The organism is Chelatococcus sambhunathii, assembly GCF_001418005.1.
Classification (GTDB): Bacteria; Pseudomonadota; Alphaproteobacteria; order Rhizobiales; family Beijerinckiaceae; genus Chelatococcus_A; species Chelatococcus_A sambhunathii.
Genome location: NZ_LIOL01000004.1, coordinates 56,378 through 74,635 on the forward strand (window position 1 = coordinate 56,378; position 18,258 = coordinate 74,635).

21 protein-coding genes and 1 pseudogene are annotated in these 18,258 nt (G+C 69.0%); 12 read left to right on the plus strand and 10 right to left on the minus strand.

What is annotated here, in order from left to right:
- The first annotated feature begins 201 nt into the window (after positions 1-201).
- From ASC46_RS09310 to ASC46_RS09320, 3 genes and pseudogenes are all read left to right on the plus strand, one after another.
- Positions 202-921 (plus strand): ABC transporter permease, encoded by a 720-nt coding sequence (locus ASC46_RS09310; protein ID WP_055459042.1) that lies wholly within the window; start codon positions 202-204, stop codon positions 919-921.
- The gene (locus ASC46_RS09315; protein ID WP_055459043.1) at positions 918-1,628 is read left to right on the plus strand and encodes an ABC transporter permease; all 711 of its coding nucleotides are present in this window, start codon (positions 918-920) and stop codon (positions 1,626-1,628) included. The genes ASC46_RS09310 and ASC46_RS09315 overlap by 4 nt, the downstream gene beginning before the upstream one ends.
- Before the next feature lie 34 nt (positions 1,629-1,662).
- A pseudogene (locus tag ASC46_RS09320) lies at positions 1,663-2,550 on the plus strand (NAD(P)-dependent oxidoreductase); the annotation flags it as partial.
- A 54-nt stretch (positions 2,551-2,604) separates the two neighbouring features.
- Here ASC46_RS09320 and ASC46_RS09325 read toward each other — a convergent pair.
- Both ASC46_RS09325 and ASC46_RS09330 read right to left on the minus strand, forming a co-directional pair.
- A complete protein-coding gene (locus ASC46_RS09325; protein ID WP_055459045.1) occupies positions 2,605-3,348 on the minus strand; it encodes an MBL fold metallo-hydrolase in 744 nt (247 codons plus the stop codon).
- Between the two features lie 313 nt (positions 3,349-3,661).
- Complete coding sequence (locus ASC46_RS09330) at positions 3,662-4,195, minus strand: thermonuclease family protein (protein WP_082464779.1); 534 nt, start codon at positions 4,193-4,195, stop codon at positions 3,662-3,664.
- 392 nt (positions 4,196-4,587) lie between these two features.
- Between ASC46_RS09330 and ASC46_RS09335 the strand changes: the two genes are divergently transcribed.
- Positions 4,588-5,526: a LysR family transcriptional regulator gene (locus ASC46_RS09335; RefSeq protein WP_071923591.1), complete on the plus strand. Its 939-nt coding sequence runs from the start codon at positions 4,588-4,590 to the stop codon at positions 5,524-5,526.
- A 16-nt stretch (positions 5,527-5,542) separates the two neighbouring features.
- On the opposite strand, the gene cobT is transcribed toward ASC46_RS09335, so the two are convergent.
- A complete protein-coding gene (cobT, locus tag ASC46_RS09340; RefSeq protein ID WP_055459048.1) occupies positions 5,543-6,595 on the minus strand; it encodes a nicotinate-nucleotide--dimethylbenzimidazole phosphoribosyltransferase in 1,053 nt (350 codons plus the stop codon).
- Positions 6,596-6,661: 66 nt separating this feature from the next.
- On the opposite strand from cobT, the gene ASC46_RS09345 reads away from it, so the two are divergent.
- Positions 6,662-7,543: an adenosylcobinamide-GDP ribazoletransferase gene (locus ASC46_RS09345; RefSeq protein ID WP_425349111.1), complete on the plus strand. Its 882-nt coding sequence runs from the start codon at positions 6,662-6,664 to the stop codon at positions 7,541-7,543.
- A gap of 10 nt (positions 7,544-7,553) precedes the next feature.
- The gene (locus ASC46_RS09350) at positions 7,554-8,252 is read left to right on the plus strand and encodes a retropepsin-like aspartic protease family protein (RefSeq protein ID WP_055459049.1); all 699 of its coding nucleotides are present in this window, start codon (positions 7,554-7,556) and stop codon (positions 8,250-8,252) included.
- A 3-nt stretch (positions 8,253-8,255) separates the two neighbouring features.
- On the opposite strand, the gene ASC46_RS09355 is transcribed toward ASC46_RS09350, so the two are convergent.
- The 3 genes from ASC46_RS09355 to dusA form a co-directional block, all read right to left on the minus strand.
- On the minus strand, positions 8,256-9,110 hold the full coding sequence (locus ASC46_RS09355) for a sulfite exporter TauE/SafE family protein (protein WP_055459050.1): 855 nt from the start codon (positions 9,108-9,110) through the stop codon (positions 8,256-8,258).
- 86 nt (positions 9,111-9,196) lie between these two features.
- Positions 9,197-9,646: a PaaI family thioesterase gene (locus ASC46_RS09360; protein ID WP_055459051.1), complete on the minus strand. Its 450-nt coding sequence runs from the start codon at positions 9,644-9,646 to the stop codon at positions 9,197-9,199.
- Positions 9,647-9,736: 90 nt separating this feature from the next.
- Positions 9,737-10,756, minus strand: a complete 1,020-nt coding sequence (gene dusA / locus ASC46_RS09365; RefSeq protein ID WP_425349112.1) for a tRNA dihydrouridine(20/20a) synthase DusA — start codon at positions 10,754-10,756, stop codon at positions 9,737-9,739.
- A gap of 265 nt (positions 10,757-11,021) precedes the next feature.
- Here dusA and ASC46_RS09370 point away from each other — a divergent pair, with 265 nt between their 5' ends.
- The 3 genes from ASC46_RS09370 (at position 11,022) to ASC46_RS09380 (ending at position 12,636) form a co-directional block, all read left to right on the plus strand.
- Positions 11,022-11,354, plus strand: coding sequence for a hypothetical protein (locus ASC46_RS09370; RefSeq protein ID WP_055459053.1), 333 nt, complete (start codon positions 11,022-11,024; stop codon positions 11,352-11,354).
- A gap of 587 nt (positions 11,355-11,941) precedes the next feature.
- Positions 11,942-12,250 (plus strand): I78 family peptidase inhibitor, encoded by a 309-nt coding sequence (locus tag ASC46_RS09375; RefSeq protein WP_055459054.1) that lies wholly within the window; start codon positions 11,942-11,944, stop codon positions 12,248-12,250.
- Between the two features lie 20 nt (positions 12,251-12,270).
- Positions 12,271-12,636, plus strand: a complete 366-nt coding sequence (locus ASC46_RS09380; protein ID WP_055459055.1) for a hypothetical protein — start codon at positions 12,271-12,273, stop codon at positions 12,634-12,636.
- 161 nt (positions 12,637-12,797) lie between these two features.
- Here ASC46_RS09380 and ASC46_RS09385 read toward each other — a convergent pair whose 3' ends face one another.
- Positions 12,798-13,625: a deaminated glutathione amidase gene (locus ASC46_RS09385; protein ID WP_055459056.1), complete on the minus strand. Its 828-nt coding sequence runs from the start codon at positions 13,623-13,625 to the stop codon at positions 12,798-12,800.
- A 106-nt stretch (positions 13,626-13,731) separates the two neighbouring features.
- On the minus strand, positions 13,732-14,352 hold the full coding sequence (locus tag ASC46_RS09390; RefSeq protein WP_055459363.1) for an FMN-dependent NADH-azoreductase: 621 nt from the start codon (positions 14,350-14,352) through the stop codon (positions 13,732-13,734).
- On the opposite strand from ASC46_RS09390, the gene ASC46_RS21845 reads away from it, so the two are divergent.
- Both ASC46_RS21845 and ASC46_RS09395 read left to right on the plus strand, forming a co-directional pair.
- Entirely contained in the window at positions 14,351-14,485 is a 135-nt protein-coding gene (locus ASC46_RS21845) for a hypothetical protein (protein WP_280949162.1), read from the plus strand. The genes ASC46_RS09390 and ASC46_RS21845 overlap by 2 nt on opposite strands.
- Positions 14,464-15,432 (plus strand): LysR family transcriptional regulator, encoded by a 969-nt coding sequence (locus tag ASC46_RS09395; protein WP_055459057.1) that lies wholly within the window; start codon positions 14,464-14,466, stop codon positions 15,430-15,432. The genes ASC46_RS21845 and ASC46_RS09395 overlap by 22 nt, the downstream gene beginning before the upstream one ends.
- 18 nt (positions 15,433-15,450) lie before the next feature.
- Here ASC46_RS09395 and ASC46_RS09400 read toward each other — a convergent pair whose 3' ends face one another.
- Positions 15,451-16,164 carry an FMN-dependent NADH-azoreductase gene (locus ASC46_RS09400; RefSeq protein WP_055459364.1) on the minus strand — a complete coding sequence of 238 codons (714 nt, stop codon included), beginning with the start codon at positions 16,162-16,164 and terminating at the stop codon, positions 15,451-15,453.
- A gap of 129 nt (positions 16,165-16,293) precedes the next feature.
- Here ASC46_RS09400 and ASC46_RS09405 point away from each other — a divergent pair, with 129 nt between their 5' ends.
- A complete protein-coding gene (locus ASC46_RS09405; protein ID WP_055459058.1) occupies positions 16,294-17,217 on the plus strand; it encodes a LysR substrate-binding domain-containing protein in 924 nt (307 codons plus the stop codon).
- A gap of 45 nt (positions 17,218-17,262) precedes the next feature.
- Here the strand turns inward: ASC46_RS09405 and ASC46_RS09410 are convergent, their stop codons facing one another.
- Positions 17,263-18,216 (minus strand): ABC transporter substrate-binding protein, encoded by a 954-nt coding sequence (locus ASC46_RS09410; protein WP_198300610.1) that lies wholly within the window; start codon positions 18,214-18,216, stop codon positions 17,263-17,265.
- Positions 18,217-18,258 lie beyond the last annotated feature (42 nt).

The following is an 18,258-nucleotide window of genomic DNA, read 5'->3' on the forward strand; positions in this document are numbered from 1 at the left end:
TCTTCCTTCCGAGAGAGGGATCCGGGGCCGGCCTCATGACTCGAAGCCAGGCATGGCGCGCGGCCGACACGTCCCCGTCTCGTCCTCCGCACGCGGCACGGAAGGGACAGCAGCGCCCGCCCCGCGCGCTGACGGCAGCTTCGACAGCCAACCGCAGGCGCGGGCCCGCCGGGGTCCGGATGCGGCACCGGCGGTGAATGAATGAGCTATTATCTCGACCTACTCTCGTTCGGCCCCGACGGCTGGGGGGATGAACTCGCGCAAGGCGCGCTCGTCACCATCGCCCTCGCGGTGCTCACACTGCCCTTCGGACTCATGCTCGGCCTGCTCGTCGCCCTTGGCCAGCGCTCCGCGAACCGCCTCGCCCGCAATGCCGCCATCGCCTTCACCACCGTCTTCCGCGGTCTGCCCGAACTGCTGACGCTGTTCATCGTCTACTACGGCGGCCAACTGCTGCTGCAAAAGCTGGCATCCGTCGTCGGCTACGGGGCGCAGGTCCAGGTCAATTCCTTCCTCGCCGGCTTCGTCGCTCTCGGGCTGGTGCTCGCCGCCTTCTCCAGCGAGGTGTGGGTGGGCGCGCTCAACGCCATCCCGAACGGGCAGCGCGAGGCGGCACGCGCACTCGGCCTCTCCGCCCGACTCAGCTTTCGCCTCGTCGTCCTGCCGCAGCTCGTCCGCGTCGCCCTGCCCGGCCTCGGCAACAACTGGCTGGTGCTGCTGAAGGATACCTCGCTCGTCTCGACCATCGCCCTCGCGGACCTGATGCGCCAGACGAACATCGCCGTCGGCAGCACCAAGGAGCCGCTGTTCTTCTATCTCGTCGCGTGTCTCGTCTATCTCTTCTTCTCCATGCTGTCGGGCGGGGCGCTCGGCTGGCTCGAAGCGCGGACGAGCCGCGGGCAGGCGCGGAGGCCGGCATGAGCGACATCCTCGGCAGCCTCATCAATCTCGACCTCATGGCGCGCTACGGCCCGCGCTTTCTCGACGGCGTTCTCGTGACGCTGCAACTCGTGGGGATCTCCTTCATCCTCGGCGGTCTGCTCGCCGTGCCGGTGGCGCTCGCGCGTCTGTCGAAGAACAGCGTGCCGCGCGCCCTTGCCTATTCCTATGTCTACTTCTTCCGCGGGACGCCGCTGCTCGCCCAGGTCTTCCTCGTCTATTACGGCGCCGGGCAATTGCGCGACGCCTTCGAGGCGGTGGGGCTGTGGACGTTGTTTCGCGACGCATGGTTCTGTGCGCTCCTGACCTTCACCCTCAACACGGCGGCCTACCAGGCGGAGATCCTGCGCGGCGGCATCCGGGCCGTTCCCGGCGGCCAACGGGAGGCCGCCTTCGCCCTCGGCCTGCCGCGCTGGCTGACCTTCGGCAAGGTGGTCCTGCCGCAGGCGCTCGTCACCGCGCTGCGCCCGCTCGGCAACGAGCTCATCCTGATGATCAAGGCGAGCGCCATCGTCTCGCTCATCACCATCTATGACGTCATGGGCGTGACGCGCCTCGCCTTCTCCCGCAGCTTCGATTTCCAGGTGTATCTGTGGGCGGCAGCCCTTTACCTCATCCTCGTCGAAGGGGTACGTCGTCTGTGGGCGGTCGCCGAGCGGCGGCTGACACGGCATCTGAAGCCGGCATGATCAACCGGCGCGGGCCCGGTGCGCACCATCGGCCCGCCAATCATCGGGAGCGGAACATATGAAGGTTGCCTTTCTCGGGCTCGGCGTCATGGGCTATCCCACGGCACGCCACCTCAAGGACAAGGGCCACGAGGTCACCGTCTACAACCGCACGGCCGCCAAGGCCGAGAGATGGGTGGCCGAGAACGGCGGGCGCGCAGCGCCGACGCCGAAGGCCGCCGCCGAAGGGCAGGACATCGTCTTTTCCTGCGTCGGCAATGACGACGACCTGCGCGCCGTCACCATCGGCCCGGACGGCGCTTTTGCCGGCATGAAGCCCGGCGCCATCTTCGTCGACCACACCACCGCCTCGGCGGAAGTGGCGCGCGAGCTCCATGCGAAGGCGAAGGAGATGGGGCTCGGCTTCGTCGACGCTCCGGTCTCCGGCGGGCAGGCCGGCGCCGAGAACGGCGTTCTGACCGTGATGTGCGGCGGCGATGCAGCCGACTATGCCAAGGCCGAGCCGGTCATCGCGAGCTTTGCCCGCGCCTGCCGGCTGCTCGGCCCCTCCGGCGCCGGCCAGCTCACCAAGATGGTCAACCAGATCTGCATCGCCGGCCTCGTGCAGGCCCTCTCGGAAGGCATCCATTTCGCCAAGAAGGCAGGGCTCGACGTCGAGGCGGTGATCTCCGTCATCTCCAAGGGCGCCGCGCAGTCCTGGCAGATGGAGAACCGCTGGAAGACCATGAACGAGGACAAGTTCGACTTCGGCTTCGCCGTCGACTGGATGCGCAAGGATCTCGGCATCTGCCTGGCCGAGGCGCGTCACAATGGCGCCCATCTGCCCGTCACGGCGCTCGTCGACCAGTTCTATTCCGAGGTGCAGCGGCTCGGCGGCAATCGGTGGGATACCTCGTCCCTCATCGCGCGTCTCGACCGCTGACGTCTCCGCCGGGCAAGACGGCCGCCCGGTGCCTCCGGGATTGCCGGGATCGGTTCAGATCTCCCGCGTCAGGCCATCCTCGGCGACGAGGAAGCCCGCCGCCGCTGCCTCATGCTGCGCGGCCAGCATGGCCTCGCTCATGTGGGTCAGCATGATGGCGCGGGCCGTCAACCGGTCGCGGTTCGCGATGAGCGTCCTGAGATCGAGGTGGTTGGAGGTACGCCCCGCCGGGCGGTAGCACTCGACGACGAAGAGGTCGGCGTCGCGGGCGATGTCGACGAGCGCATCGGTCCAGGTCGTGTCGCCCGAATAGGCGAGCACGCGCCCGCCGGCCGTGACGCGCACGCCGGTCGACGGCGCGCCCGAGGCGTGGACGACCTCGTGGCTCTCCACCCTCGCCTCGCCGAAGGCCCAGGGCGTGCGCAGGGGCATGTCGATGACCTTGAGCGGGAAGCGCCAGTCGTTGCCGATGGCGCCGGGGTAGAACACCTCCAGCGCCGCCTCCAGCCGCTCGCGCGTGCCCGGCGGGCCGGCGATGGTGAGCGGCGTCTTGCGGCTCGAGGCGAACTGCGCATCGAGGAGGAGGAACGGCAGGCCACCGAAATGGTCGCCGTGCAGATGGGTAAGGACGACGGTATCGATGCTGTTGGGTGACATGCCGCGCTGCTTCAGGGCAACGAGCGAGGTGGCGCCGAAATCGACCGCCATCGTGGTGCGGCCGGCCTCCACCAGAAGGCAGGTGTTGAACCGCCCGCCCGAACCGAAGGCATCGCCGCTGCCGATGAACGTCAGGCGCATCGTTCAGGTCTCCGGACCGGCTGAACCCGGGCGAATCAGCTCCCGCACAACGCCTTCGCGCTTCATCGTTTCCTCCTGCGGGTCGCTTCGCCCGTTTCGGGCAAGTCGACCATCGCCGCCGGCGCCGGTCAATCGCGGCCGCCCGACCGGCGGCCGGCTCCACAAAAAAGAAGGGCGCGGTGTTGAGCCGCGCCCGAGGAGGGGTCAGGGAGGGAGGTCCTTGATGTCGATAACTGTAGCCCTCCACCTTTGTTCCCGATGTGCGCCAGAACACATGGACGATGGCTTGGTGAAAGACAGGGTTAATCGATCCTCAACGCCGCGCGCGCCAGTCCGTCGGCCGCTCGAAGCGGCCCTGCCATAGGCCGAGGCGCCCTTCGCGCGCCTCCGCCTCCTCGGCCTGGTACCGGCCGCTCGCCACCGCCCAGCCGGTCGCGACGAGGCTGGCGTTGATGTCCTCCTCGCCGACGCTGCAACGCCCGAGCAGGCGGCCGTACCGGTCCTTGCCGCCGACGACGCAGGTGACGTTGGCGCCGGCGACGAGGCGAACGAGGGCGCTGCGCGCGGCCCGGCCGCAGGGATAGGGTCCGGACGGCTTGTCGCAGAGCTGGTCGATCTCGGGCGCATCGATGCCCTCGAGGCGCAGCGGCCGCCCATCGGCCAGCCGCAGCGTGTCGCCGTCGACGATATCGACGGGCCCGGCGACGCGCGTCTCCTCACGCCACAGCAGCAGGCCGAGCGCGACCAGCAGCCCGGTGAGGATAGCCGACGCGCGCACGAGGTCGCGCAGCCGCCGCTCCACATGGCGCTGCCCACCTCGCCCTGTCGCAAGCCTGTCCCTTCGCATGGCCGCTTTCTAGCGGAGCTGTCTGATGAGGACCTTAACGGCAGGGGCCACTACGCCGAAAAGGATTGATCGCGGGGAAACCGGGCGGAAACCACGCGGGGGCGGCTGCATCGCCTGCAGCACGATCGGCAATCGCGGCGAGTCGCACGCGAAATTCACCCCCGCGGAGACTTTCAAAGCTGCCACGGGCGGTCAATGCGAGCACGCACAAATAAAGGAAGATAGTTTTTGGCCTCAAATAATAATTCACACGTCATAAGAAAGAAATATATCCGTAAAATTTTACTAAATGCCGATTTTATGCCATCTAAGGAAACATATAATGGATCGTCTAATAATATACGCCATAAGGAAAATTGTTACTTTTCTATGTTGATTGAAGTGAGGATTTCATGGACAGACTTATGATGATGGCGGTATTTGCCCGCGTCGCCTCCAATGGCAGCTTTGCAGAAGCTGCACGGCATTTTCGCATTTCACCGGCGGCGGCCACCAAACACGTGCAGATGCTGGAAGAGTGGCTGGGCGCCCGGCTGCTCAACCGCACCACGCGGCGCGTCAACCTGACCGAGGCCGGGGCGGAGTTCTATGCGCGCTGCGTGCCGATCCTCGAGGAGGTCAACGACCTGCGCCACGGCGTCAGCTCGATCCAGGACCAGGCCAAGGGCACCTTGCGCATCAACGCGCCAATGACCTTCGGCGTCACCTATCTGATGCCGGTGATCGACAGCTTCCTCCGGGACCATCCGGAGGTGCAGGTCGACCTCACGCTCAACGAGATGATCGTCGACATCATCGAGGAGGGCGTCGACCTCGCCATCCGCATCGGGCGCCTCAAGGATTCCTCGCTCATCGCGCGCCGGCTCGCGCCATGCCGCTTCGCCCTGTGCGCCGCCCCCTCCTATCTGGCGGCGCGTGAAGCGCCTCTGCGGCCGGCCGATCTTTCGCAGCACGCCTGCCTCGACTATGCCTACCGGCAAAGCCAGTCGAACTGGACCTTCCAGGGGCCCGACGGGGAAGAGAGCGTGCGCGTGCAGCCGCGCATCATCGTCAACAACAGCCTGATGCTGCGGGAGGCGGCGCTGCGCGGCCTCGGCGTCATCCTGTCGCCGACCTTCGTCGTCGGGCCGGAGATCGCGAGCGGCACGCTCGTGCCGCTGATGCCCGACTACACGCCGACGGAAGCCGGCATCTACGCCGTCTATCCGCAGGCGCGCTACCTGCCGCTGAAGGTGCGGCTCTTCGTCGACCGGCTCGTCAGCCATTTCGCCGGCGAGCCGGCATGGGACCGGTGGCAGGCGGAGCCGCCGCAGCAGCGCAATGTCGCCTGAGACCGCGCCCCTCGCCTCACTGCAGGCGCTCGGGCCGCTCGCCCTCGTCGGCCGTGTCGACCCCCGCCTGGGCGAAGGTCGCCATGTCATTGTGGCAGGCAACCGCGGCCTTGACGATGCCGGCGGCGAGCGCCGCGCCGGTCGCCTCGCCGAGGCGCATGTCGAGGTCGAGCACCGGGGCGAGGCCGAGCCTGTCGAGCACCTCGCCGTGCGCGCCCTCGGCGGAGCGGTGGCCGGCGAGGCAATGGGCGATGGAGCGTGGATCGATGGCATGCAGGATGGCGGCCGCGGCGGTCACGACGTAGCCGTCGAGGATGACCGGGATGCGCTCGAGCCGCGCGGCGAGGATGGCGCCGGCGATGGCGGCGACCTCGCGCCCGCCGAGCCGGCGCAGCACCTCGAGCGCATCGCCGAGATGGCCGGCATGGGTGGCGAGCGCCTGCTCCACGACCGCCGTCTTGCGGGCAAGGCCCGCATCGTCGAGGCCGGTGCCGCGCCCGACCCAGCGCGCCGCTGGCCCCCCATAGAGTGCGGCGTAGATGGCGGCGGCGATGGTGGTGTTGCCGATGCCCATCTCGCCGAGGCACAGGAGGTCGGTGCCGCCGGCGATCGCCTCCATGCCGAAGGCCAGCGTGGCGACGCAGGCCTTCTCGTCGAAGGCCGCCTCGGTGGCGATGTCCCCCGTCGGCAGGTCGAGCGCGAGGTCGAAGACCTTGAAGCCGAGATCGTAAGCGGCGCAGATCTGGTTGATGGCGGCGCCGCCCGCGGCGAAGTTCTCCAGCATCTGGCGGGTGACGCTCTGCGGATAGGGCGAGACGCCATGGCGCACGACGCCGTGGTTGCCGGCAAAGACGCAGACGAGTGGGCGCGCGACGCTGGGTCGCCCCTTGCCCTGCCAGCCGGCCACCCAGGCGGCGATCTCCTCCAGACGGCCGAGGGAGCCCGGCGGCTTCGTCAGTTCCGCGTCGCGGCGGCGCACGGCGGCGATGGCCGCCTCGTCCACGTCGGGCAGCATGGCGAAAAGCCGCCGCACGTCGTCGAACGGTAGGCCGGTTGCCGTCGCATCCATCGCAATTCTCCACTATGTCGTTATGGCCGGCCCATGGTCGCGGCTGTCGGGCCCGGAGCTAATAGCATGCCACGCGCCGAGGTGAAGATGACGCAGGACAACGAGATGCCGCAGGCCGAGGCCGGCCCCGGGCCGGGCCCGGCGCTCGCCTTCCTCGCCGATGCGGCCGCGTGCCTGCGCTTCTACTCGCGCCTGCCGGTGCCCGCCCTGCCCTTCGAGGCGGCGCCGCATGCCATGCCGGATTTCTCCCGCGCCGTCAGGGCGCTGCCGCTCGCCGGCGCCGCCATCGGCCTCGTCGGCGCGCTCGCCTTCCTCCTCGCGACGGGCCTCGGCTTCGGGCCGTATCTCGCCGCCTGCGCCGCCGTCGCCGCTCTCATCGTCGCGACGGGCGTCTTTCACGAAGACGGTCTCGCCGATACCGCCGACGGGCTGTGGGGCGGCGCGACGCCCGAGCGGCGCCTGACCATCATGCGCGACAGCCGCGTCGGCTCCTACGGCGCGGCGGCGCTCACGCTCGATCTCATGATCCGCGTCGGGCTCATCGCCGCGCTCGCCGGACGCATGCCGGCGCCGGCCACAGCCCTGGCACTCGTCGCGGCCGCGGCGACCTCGCGCACGGTGGGGCTCTTGCCCTTCCTGCTGCTGGCACCCGCCCGCAGTGACGGCGCCGCGCATGCGGCGGGCCGGCCGACGCAGGCCGCCTTCGCCACGGCGGCCGCGGGCTCCGCCGTCATGGCCTTCCTCCTGTTGCTGCCAGCCGGCTTCGGCTTCCTCCCGATCGTGCTCGCCCTTGCCCTTGCGGCGAGCGCGGGTGTGGGCCTCTCCCGCATTGCCCGGGCGAAGATCGGCGGGCATACGGGAGACATCGCGGGGGCGGCCCAGCAGGCGGGCGAGATCGCCTTCCTCGCCGGCCTCCTCGCCCTTGCGCCGCTCGCCGGCGCCTCGTGAAGGAAGAGCCATGCGCGGTTTCGTCGCCCTCGCCGTCATCATCGCCGCCATCGCGGTGCTCGTCCTTTTCGGCGGCAACGAGACCATCCTCGGGCTGCGGCCGGACCTCATTGCCTCGCTCGCCTGGCTCGGCGCCGTCGGCATCCTCGCCTTCGGCTGGGTGGTACAGCACTTTCGCGGCCAGTGGACACGCGCCCTCGAGGCCATCGCCTTCTGGATGGCGATGATCGTCATGCTGGTGGCTGTCTACAGCTATCGCTTCGAATTGCAGAGCTTCGCCAACCGGCTGCTCGGGGAGGTGGCGCCGGGCTACACGGTGACGCTCGCCGGCGGCGAGGTGCAGGTCGCGCGCCATGCCGGCGGCAGCTTCGTCATCGACGGCGCCGTCGACGGCGTGCCGACGCGCTTCATCCTCGACACCGGCGCCTCGGCGGTGGTGCTGACGAGCGAGGCCGCCGCCCGGGCCGGCATCGACCCGGCGACGCTCTTCTACACGCAGCCGGTGATGACGGCGAACGGCCGCACGATGGCGGCTTCCACCACGCTTGGCGAGCTCACTGTCGGCAACATCACCGAGCGGCGCGTGCCGGCCCTCGTCGCCCGCGAAGGCAGCCTCTCGCAGAACCTGCTCGGCATGACCTTTCTCGAGCGCCTCGCCTCCTTCGAGGTGCGCGGCGACAGGTTGATCCTGCGCGGGCGCGGCGGGTGAGGCTCAAGTCAGGAGGCTCCAGGCGAAGCGGGCGCAGACGGCAAGGAGGAAGAGGCCGAAGGCAATCTCCAGCCGCCGCTTCGACAAGGCGTGGGCGAGGCTCGCGCCCAAGGGGGCCGTGAAGATGCTCGTCGGCACGAAGAGCGCAAAGCCGATGAGCGAGACATAGCCCAGCGCCATGGGGAACTGCAGGGCCGCGACATCCGGATATTCGGCGGCGCGCGGCCAGCCGGCGTAGACATAGCCGATGGCGCCCGGAATGGAGATGAGGACGCCGAGCCCCGAGGAGGTCGCCACCGCCTGGTGGATCGGCCGGCCGTAGAAGGTCATGAACAGGCTCGACAGCTGCCCGCCGCCGATTCCCATCAGCGACGACAGCACGCCGATGACGACGCCGTAGATGCTCATGACGATCTTGCCGGGCACCTCGGTGCCGAGGCGCCAGTTGTCCTTGCCGAAGAGGAGCCGCACGGCCGAGATGCCCGCGACGACGACGAAGACCACCTTGAACAGGTCCGCCGGGGCATAGCGGGCGATGAAGCTGCCGAGCCCCACACCGAGGACGACGGGGATTGCCCAGACGCGCACGATGGACATGTCGACCTTGCCGCGCGCGCGATGGGCATTGAAGGAGCGGATCGAGGTGGGGATGATCACCGCGAGCGAGGTGCCGACGCAGAGCGGCATGCGCACCTCCTCCGGCACGCCCACGACCCGGAAGAGTTCGTAGAGCACCGGGACGACGACAGCACCGCCGCCCACGCCGAAGACACCCGCGAGGATGCCCGTGACGGCGCCGGCCGCAAGCAGCGCCCCGGCGAGCATGACGAGTTCTGATGTGGGAATGGCGGCGAACATGGCGGCTCCTGCAGCAGGAGCCCTCTCGTGCGCGATCTCGGCCGCCAAGGCAAGCGCCGCCGGGGCATGGCCGCCCGGCGCCGCGCTCAGTCGGCGATACCCTCGCGCCCCTCGAGCGTCACGAGCGTCGCCGTCATCACGGCAACGGTCTTGCGCCGCTCGCCGTCGATGGCCTCCACCTCGGCCTGCGCCACGGTGAGCATGCGCCCTGCCCGCACCACGCGCCCGCGCGCCTCGAGCCTGTCGCCGGCGGCGGGGGCGAGCAGGTTGATCTTGAATTCGGCGGTCAATACGCCGGCCCCGGCCGGCATCAGCGACAGGGCGGCATAGCCGCAGGCCGAATCCGCGATGGTGGAGACGATGCCGGCATGGACGAAGCCGTGCTGCTGGCAGATGTGCGGCGCGACCGCGAGCGCGATCGTGGTCGCGCCCGGCGCGACCTCGGTCATGCGCGCGCCGATCGTCTCCATCACGCTCTGCTTGCCGAAGCTGCGGCGCACGCGCGCCTCGAAATCCGGGTCCTGCGGCCTGTGCATCGCGCCCTCCTCCCCGCCTGCATTTCAGGAAAGAGGAAGAGGAGCAGCAAGACACAGTCACGCAAAACGCCCTTGGCCGTTGCGCACGCCTCAGGCGGCCTCGACCTCGCGGCGCGCCATCTCCCGCCGCACATGGGCGACCGCCTCGACGATGACCTCCGGCCCGGCGCCGCGCTTGCAGGCCTCCGTGGCGAGGTGGCGGCGGAACTGGCGCGCGCCCGGCCGCCCGGGGAAGAGGCCGAGGATGTGGCGGGTGAGCTGGTTGAGGCGCACGCCCTCGCCGAGGCGGCGCTCGACATAGGGCAGATAGGCCTCGACGACGGCGAAGGCGTCCGCGAGCGGCGCCGGCGTACCGAAGAACAGCGGATCGACGCCGAGGAGGATCTCCGGGTTCTGATAGGCCGCGCGGCCGAGCATGACGCCGTCGAGCGCCGGCCCGTCCGCCGGATGCATGGCCGCATGGGCCTCCTCGAGCGTCCGGAGGCCGCCGTTGAGGAGGATCGGCACATGAGGCAGGCGCGCCTTGAGGCGGTGCACGCGGCCGTAGTCGAGCGGCGGGATCTCCCGGTTGTCCTTGGGCGAGAGCCCCTGAAGCCAGGCCTTGCGGGCATGGACGATGAGCCTTTCCGCCCCGGCGGCGACGACGGCATCGGCCAGTTGATCGAGCGCCACCTCCGGATCCTGTTCGTCGACGCCGATGCGGCACTTGACCGTCACCGGCACGTCGACCGCGTCCTTCATCGCCGCGACGCAGGCGGCGACCAGTTCCGGCTCGCGCATGAGGCAGGCGCCGAAACGGCCGCTCTGCACCCTGTCCGACGGACAGCCGACATTGAGGTTGATCTCGCGGTAGCCGAAGGCGGCGCAGATGCGCGCGGCCTCCGCCAGTTCGCCCGGCTCGCTGCCGCCGAGCTGCACGGCGAGCGGCTGCTCCGCCGCATCGAAGCCGATCAGACGCTCCCGGTCCCCGTGGAGGACCGCGCCGGTCGTCACCATCTCGGTGTAGAGCAGGGCATGGCGCGTCATCAGCCTGTGGAAGACGCGGCAGTCCCGGTCCGTCCAATCCATCATGGGCGCGACGGAAAATCTGTGGGGCGTGAAGTCAGTCACCTGTTAGCAGCTTCCAGCGTCATGCTGTCGATGTCGTGCCGCAGCCGACGTGCCCTGCGGATCGCGGGCGAGGCTGGCTTCGCCACCGCAGCTGCGAGCGAGGGTTGGCTCGACGACCTATCTAGCCCGGATCGCGGCCGAATGCGACAACCACCGCAGCACACCACCCTCCGGCAAGCCATAATCGGTAAAATTCTCAGGATCGCAATTCCGCCATGATCATTGCAGCAACTTGCGCAATCAATAACGACGCTGGGGAGAACACATGACGATCGATGAGCCGAGGCACATGGCGCCGGAAGTAAAGGAAGCCATGCTGAAACTCGTGGTTCATCAGGTTGTCGAAGCCTATTCCCACGCTTTCATCCAGGCGATTGCACGCGACTTCGAATCGGACAGGCAGGCTGCATTCGAGACGTTTGCCTCCGCCGCGCAGGAGAGGGCCCTGATCGTCCTCGGAGAACTGGACGTGGCGATCAAGGCCCGGGTCGCCGAGACGAGCCGCGTCATCATCGACCAGTCGCTCGCAACGATCGCCGAGGGAGCCGGCGTACGTCTCAGCGGCACCGCCGTAGCTCGTCCCGCCGTCACGCACTAGAGCCCGGTCGGATCGGATTACACCGCCATCCCATCCGCAGACCGGCCTCGTTCTCGATGTCTGGAAACCGTCCGCGAGCCCGGGCCCGCGACGGGCTCGCGGACAACGGGAATGGTCGGCTTCCGCCCTACTCCTTCGCGCGTTCCGGCGGGCCCGCATCAACTGCCGGTTGCCCGCCCCGCTGCCCCCGTTCATATTCGGCGCGCGGCCCACGGCCATCGGAAGGAAGATGACCATGCGATCGGAGCGGGGCGATCTCATCTTCGGCGAAGAGCGCGTCGACGGCATCGATCGCGCAATCGTCAGGTCGCTGTCGGCTGACAGGGCACCGGCGATACCGCGGCAGGCCGGGCACCTGTCGGCAGGTCATCCTTCGCGCGTGGCACACGGGCGGACGCGCCTGGGAACCAGCATGGCGCCATGCTCGACATAACATCACTGATGCGCGGAACGGCGCTGTCATTGGCCGGAAACCCGGCCAAATCGGCGCCTTCCCGACGTATTGAGCCGGTGCGGCCGTGCGACGGACCGGGTGAACAGTCCGCCCCCGCCCTTGCGGCGCGACCGGGGCCCATTCCGGAGGCATAATGATGATCAAGGAAAGTCTGTTGCCGGCGGTGGCGGCGGCCCTCCTCGGCATGGCGGTGTCCGCCTGCACGCCATCGCCGGCGACCGACTCTGCGGCACTGGCGCCGGGCCCCTGCAGGCCGGAGGCGACAAGCGGGCTCGTCGGCAAGCCGAAACCGGCCGATGACGAGGCGAAGCAGATCACCGGCGCCACTGCGGTACGACAGATCGCGCCGGGCCAACCGGTCACGATGGACTACGCGCCGGCGCGGGTGACGGTCGAGACAGATCCCCGCACGGGCCGCGTCGTGCGCGCGTTCTGCGGATAGACAGTCGGAGGTTCGGCATCATGCGATCCATCCGTTCGACGGCAGCCATCGCTGTCGCGGCCGCCGCTGGCCTCCTGGGACCGGCCGCGCCGGTCGACGCCGCGAGTTGCGAAGCCAGCCAACCCTGCATTGTCGTGCGGCAGGCCCAATACGGCCTGCCGGGCGGCGGCGGCAAGACGTGCTCGGCCTACTCGTCCGTCTCCAACCTCTGCCTCGGCCGGTCCTCCTGCGAGATCAAGGTGAACAACGAGCTGTGCGGCGATCCCGCCCCCGGCAGCCGGAAGACACTGTTCGTCAGTTGGCAATGCGATCCCGACAACCGGGAGTATTTCGACAGCGTCCAGGAATACGCCACCATGACAATCGCCTGCGAGGCACCCCGGTAGCGGCCTTCAGCATCAGCATCGCAGGCGGGGCGGAAAGAACCTTGTCCGGCGAGGTAACGGCCCGTCTCGGGCCCAAGCCGGAGCTGTCGCTCGCCACGGGCGCCCGCCGATGCCGAGAGCCAATTAACGCGAGTGTCGCGCAAGCCATTGCGACGGCAGGCTCACCTGTCGCCGGCCAGTTCCGGCGCCTTGAACCTGCGGTTGGCGAGAACCGGCAGGACGCTCCGCGCGTGCGCGATGCGGGCCGGATCGATGTCGGCAAAGAGAAGGGCCGGCACCTCGCCGGCACGGGCGATGGCGACGCCGAGCGGATCCACCACCATGCTCGCGCCGATGTTGCGCTCGCCGCATTCGCCGGTCGCCACGACGTAGCAGGTGTTCTCGAGCGCCCGGGCCGTGACGAGCACCTCCCAATGCGCCTCCTTGCCGGGTCCGCGCAGCCAGGCGGATGGAGCGGTGATCACATCGGCCCCGTCGAGGGCGAGGCGCCGCGCCATCTCCGGAAAGCGCAGGTCGTAGCAGGTCAGGGTGCCGACCTTCAGCCCCGCCACCTCGATCAGCGGCGGGATCTCGTCGCCGGGCGCGACATGGGTCGATTCCTTGACGCGGAAGGCGTCGTAGAGGTGCAGCTTGCGATAGGCGCCGATGATGGCGCCGTCGCGCACGGTGATCAGCGTGTTGAAGACCCGGCCGTTGCCGGCCGGCACGTGAATGCAACCCATCACCGCAAGGTCGCTGCCGCGGCTCGCGGCGAGCACCTCCTGCATGAAGGGCCCGTCGAGCGGCTGCGCCGCCTTCAGGACGATGTCGGGATCGGCGATGTCGCGGGCGAGGATGCCCTCGGGCAGGACGAGCAGCCTGGCGCCGGCGGTGCCGGCCTCGCGCATCAGCCGCACCACCGTCGCCGCATTGTCCTGCCACTCACGTCCGACGGCAAACTGCCCGAGCGCCACCTTGACGACCGGGCGCGTGGACGATGGAGGATTCATGCCGGGCTCCCTGCAGGTCTCGCGTTGCGGCGCGGGGGCGCCGGGCGCACATGGCACCCGCCAGCGCGGCCCGCCGGCCAAATCAGCGACCATGCGGGCCCCGGCGTCAAGCGGCGAGGCGCTCGCCAAGGCGCAAAAGTTCGCCGCGCGCGGCCGCCACGGCCTCTGCGCTCACCTCCGGGCCGAAGCCCTGCTTCTCGGCGCGCACGAAGGTCACGTCGGTGATGCCGATGAAGCCGAGCATCGTGCGCAGGTGCGGCTCCTGCGAATCCATGGCCTGCGCCGGGCCTTCGCTGTAGAGGCCGCCGCGGCTCACGATGACGATGGCGCGCTTGCCCTTGATGAGGCCTTCCGGCCCCTTCTCGCTGTAGCTGAAGGTGACACCGGCGCGCAGCACGTAGTCGAACCACGCCTTCAGCGTGGAGGGAATGCCGAAGTTATACATCGGCGCACCGATGACGATCACGTCCGCCTCGCGCAGCTCGCCCACCAACCGGTCCGACAGCGCGAGTGCCGCACGCTGCGCCTCGGTCGCCGTCTCGCCCTTGCGCAGGGCGGCCGTCGTCTCGGCCGTCAGATGCGGGATCGGCTCGCTGCCAACATCGCGCGTGATGACGCGATCGGCACCACCGCTCGCCTTGAGAGCGTCGAGCGCATCCGCGACGAGGCGGTTGGAAACGGATTCGGCGCCCGAGGCGCTGCTGGTGATGGCGAGAACCGTGGTCATGTTCAGCTTCTCCGACATGAATGACAAGAGCGTGCCGGAAAGCTGGCGGTTCGTTCGCCGCACCGGTATTCTCTTTATTTGCACCAAGCCGTTGCTGGACGAGGAACATGGATGCCGGACTTCGACGATCTGAAGAGCTTCATCGAGGTGGTGGACAGCGGCGGCTTCGGCCGTGCCGCCAAGCGGCTGGGCATCGCCAAGTCCATCGTCAGCCGCCGCATCGCGCGGCTCGAGGCGGAGCTCGGCACGCGCCTCCTCACCCGCACGACGCGCGGCATCAGCGCGACCGAGGCGGGGCTCGCGTTCAAGACCCGCAGCGAGCGCATCCTCGCCGATCTTGCCGAGGCGAAGGACGCCGTGGCCCAGCACGGCGGCGGCATCGTGGGCACGCTGCGCCTGTCGGCGCCTCTGTCCTTCGGGGTCAAATATGTGACGCCCATCCTCGCCGAGATGGCGAGCGCACATCCGCGGCTCGGCATCGACGTGGCCTACAGCGACCGCGTCGTCGATCTGATGGCGGAGCGCTTCGATGCCGCCATCCGCATCGGCTCCCTGCGCGATTCGACCCTTATCGCCCGCAAGATTGCGCCCGTCTACGGCATCGTCGCGGCGAGCCCGGACTATATCGCCCGGCACGGCCGCCCCGAGACGCCAGACGACCTGACGCGCCACGAATGCCTCGTCTATACCGCGGCGAGCGAACCTGACCTGCGCTTTCGCCATGGCACGCGCTGGACGAGCGTGCGGCCGCGCGGCCGGCTCCTGGCCGACAACGGCGATGCCCTTCTGCAGTGGGCCCGCTCGGGACTCGGCATCGTGGTGGCGCCGACCTTCCTCGCCGCCGAGGATATCGAACGAGGCACGCTCGTCCCACTGCTGTCCGGCTACGAGATGCCGGAGGCCGGCATCCATGTGGTGCGGCCGCCGGGCGCCTACGTGCCGGCCAAGGTCCGGCTGCTCATCGACACGCTCGTCGCCCATTTCGGTGGCGAGCCCTATTGGGATGCCTGTCTCATGCACCGCATGCGGCAGACCCGTGCCCCCGCGCAGGCCGCCGGCGACAGCGTCTCGGCGGCATGAGCCGCGGCGGGAGCAGCCTCAGGCGGCCGCCTCGCTGGCAGGCCCCCGCTCCTCCTCGCCCACGGCCGCCGCCAGGCGCTCGGCCAGTTCGTCGACGGCGCGTTCGGCTGCGGCGATCGAGGCTGCGAGCCGCTCGTCGGCGAATTCGTCGTATTCGACGGCGACGGACGCGACATTGGTGATGCCGATATAGCCGAAGGCGGTGCGGATGCTCGGCTCGACATGGTTCATGTCGGCGATGCGCTCGCCCTCGCCGTAACCGAAATCGCCGCGCGAGGAGAGGATGACGAGCCGCTTGCCCATGCCGGCGAGCAGCGGCCAGTACGGCTCGCCCCGCCGGGTGCGATCGAAGCCGAAGGTGCGCCCCACGCGCACGATGTTGTCGATATAGGCCTTGAACGAAGCCGGAACGCCGAAGTTGTACATCGGCACCCCGGCCACGATGACATCGGCACCGATCAGTTCGTCGATCAGCATGTCGCTTTCCCGCAGGACGCCATCCATCCACGGCGCACGACGCTCTTTGGGTGTGAAGGCGGCGTGGATCCAGGCGGCGGAGACCGGCGCCGGCGGCGTCAGGCCGACGTCCCGGTAGAGCACCGTGTCCCCGGGCCGCTGATGGCGCCAGCGCGCCACGAAGCGCTTGCTGAGACGGCGGGAATGGGAGCCGAAGGTTGCGAGGTCGGAACCAGCCGGACGGGCGCTCGAATCGATATGCAGAACGGTCGCCATGAGTGACATGCCCTCATCTTCAGGTAGGGTCTCAGAGCCGGCAGGTTCCTTCTTCTACAGGATGATGACAAACGCATAGTTCTCAGCCTATAGATGAGAATAGCTCATCCATAGAGGCGCTGCATTGCCATGACCGAGCGACGCACCCGCCGCCAGCTGCCTCCCCTGCCCGCCTTGCGCGCCTTCGAGGCCGCGGCCCGCCACCTCAGCTTCAAGGCGGCCGCCGAGGAACTGGCGGTGACGCCGACAGCCGTCAGCCACCATGTGCGGCAGCTGGAGGATGCGCTCGCTCTCAGGCTGTTCGTACGCCGCCCCCGGCGCGTGGCGCTGACGCCGGAAGGGCGCGTGCTCTATCCGGTGCTGCGCGACGGCTTCGACGCCTTCGAGGAGGCCATCGCGCAGTTGCGCGGCCAACGGCTCAAGCCCGTCGTCACGCTCTCGGCGACGGTCGCCTTCACGGCGCGCTGGCTCGTGCCGCGCGTCGCGGCCTTCCACGCGGCCAATCCCGGGCTCGATCTCAGGCTGCACGCTTCCGACGAGCCGGTCGACCTGATCAGCGGCACCGCCGATGCTGCCGTGCGCTATGGCCGGGCCGTGCCGGCCGGCCTCGTCGGCGACCTTCTGTTCGAGGACATGTTCGCGCCGGTGTGCAGCCCCGCGCTCGGCCTTCACCATCCGGATGAACTCGCGGAGCACACGTTGATCCATTTCGAATGGCGGCGCCCGCACCGGGACAATCCCGTCTGGGAGCGCTGGCTCGCCGAGGCGGGGCTTTCGGGGCTGGTGCCGCGGGCGGAGCTGACGCTGAGCGACGAAAGCCAGGCGGTGCAGGCGTTGGTCGCCGGCCAGGGTGTCGCCCTCGCCGGGCTCGTGCTGGTGGCGGACGAGATCGCGGCCGGCCGCCTCGTCGTGCCCTTCGGACCACGGCTGCGCGGGTATGACTATCGCCTCCTCTACCCGGCCGAGCCGCCGCATCCCGAACGGATCGCGGCCCTGCGCAGCTGGATCCGGCAGGAGGCGGCCGGCGGCCTTGGCCTGCCCGGGCGGACATGAAAAAGCGGCCCCTTGCGGGGCCGCTCCAAGGCCCGCCGCTCCTGATCAGAAGGGGCTGTCGGGGAAGTAGAAGTTCTGGGCGTTCTCCTGGGTGATCAGCTCGGAGCCGATGACGAAGCGGCCGGACACCGGCGCGTTGGAGACGAACCGCAGCGCCGTGATCTCGATGGCGGTGGCGATCATCGCCGGCGGATAGGTGACATTGGCCGGCACGCGCTTGTCGCCGTCCATGACGCGCTTGATCATCTCCTTCATGCCGGCGCCGCCGAGCACCCACATCTCGTCCTGCCGGCCGGCCTGATTGATGGCTTCGAGCACGCCGACGGCCATGTCGTCGTCCGAGGCCCAGACGGCGTCGATCTTCGGATGCTTCGAGAGGAAGTCCTGCATCACGGTGAAGGCGCTGTCACGGTTCCAGTTGCCGTGCTCCATGCCGATGATCTCGATGCCGCTGCCCTCGATGGCCTTGCGGAAGGCCTCGACGCGCTCGTTGTCGATGGTGGTCGGGATGCCGCGCAGGACGACGATCTTGCCGCCGCTCGGCATCCGCTCGCGGAAGAATTCGCCCGCGACGCGGCCGAAGCCGGGATTGTCGCCGGCGACGTAGAGGTCCTCGATGCCCTCTTCGGCAAGGCCGCGATCGACGACGGTGACCCACTTGCCGGCCTCTGCCACGCGCTTGACCGGGCCGGTGAGCGGCGTCGATTCGAAGGGCAGCACGACGAGCGCGTCGATGTTGCGCGTCGCCATCATGTCCTCGATGTCGCTGACCTGCTTGCCGGGATCGCCCGCTGTCGCGAGGACGAACTTCAGCTGCGGATAGGTCTTCTCAAGGCGCTTCACCGCCTCCTGCGCATGATAGTTCATGCCACCGGCCCAGCCGTGCGTTGCCGCCGGGATGGATACGCCGATGACCTTGCTGTCCTGAGCCTGCGCCGCAGCCGGCGCGGCGAGCGCCGCTGCCAGGGCCAGCGCCTTGAAAGCCTTGACCACTCCCATCGTGCTTCTCCCTCTCTTCATACAGCCCTGTTGCCGGGCATT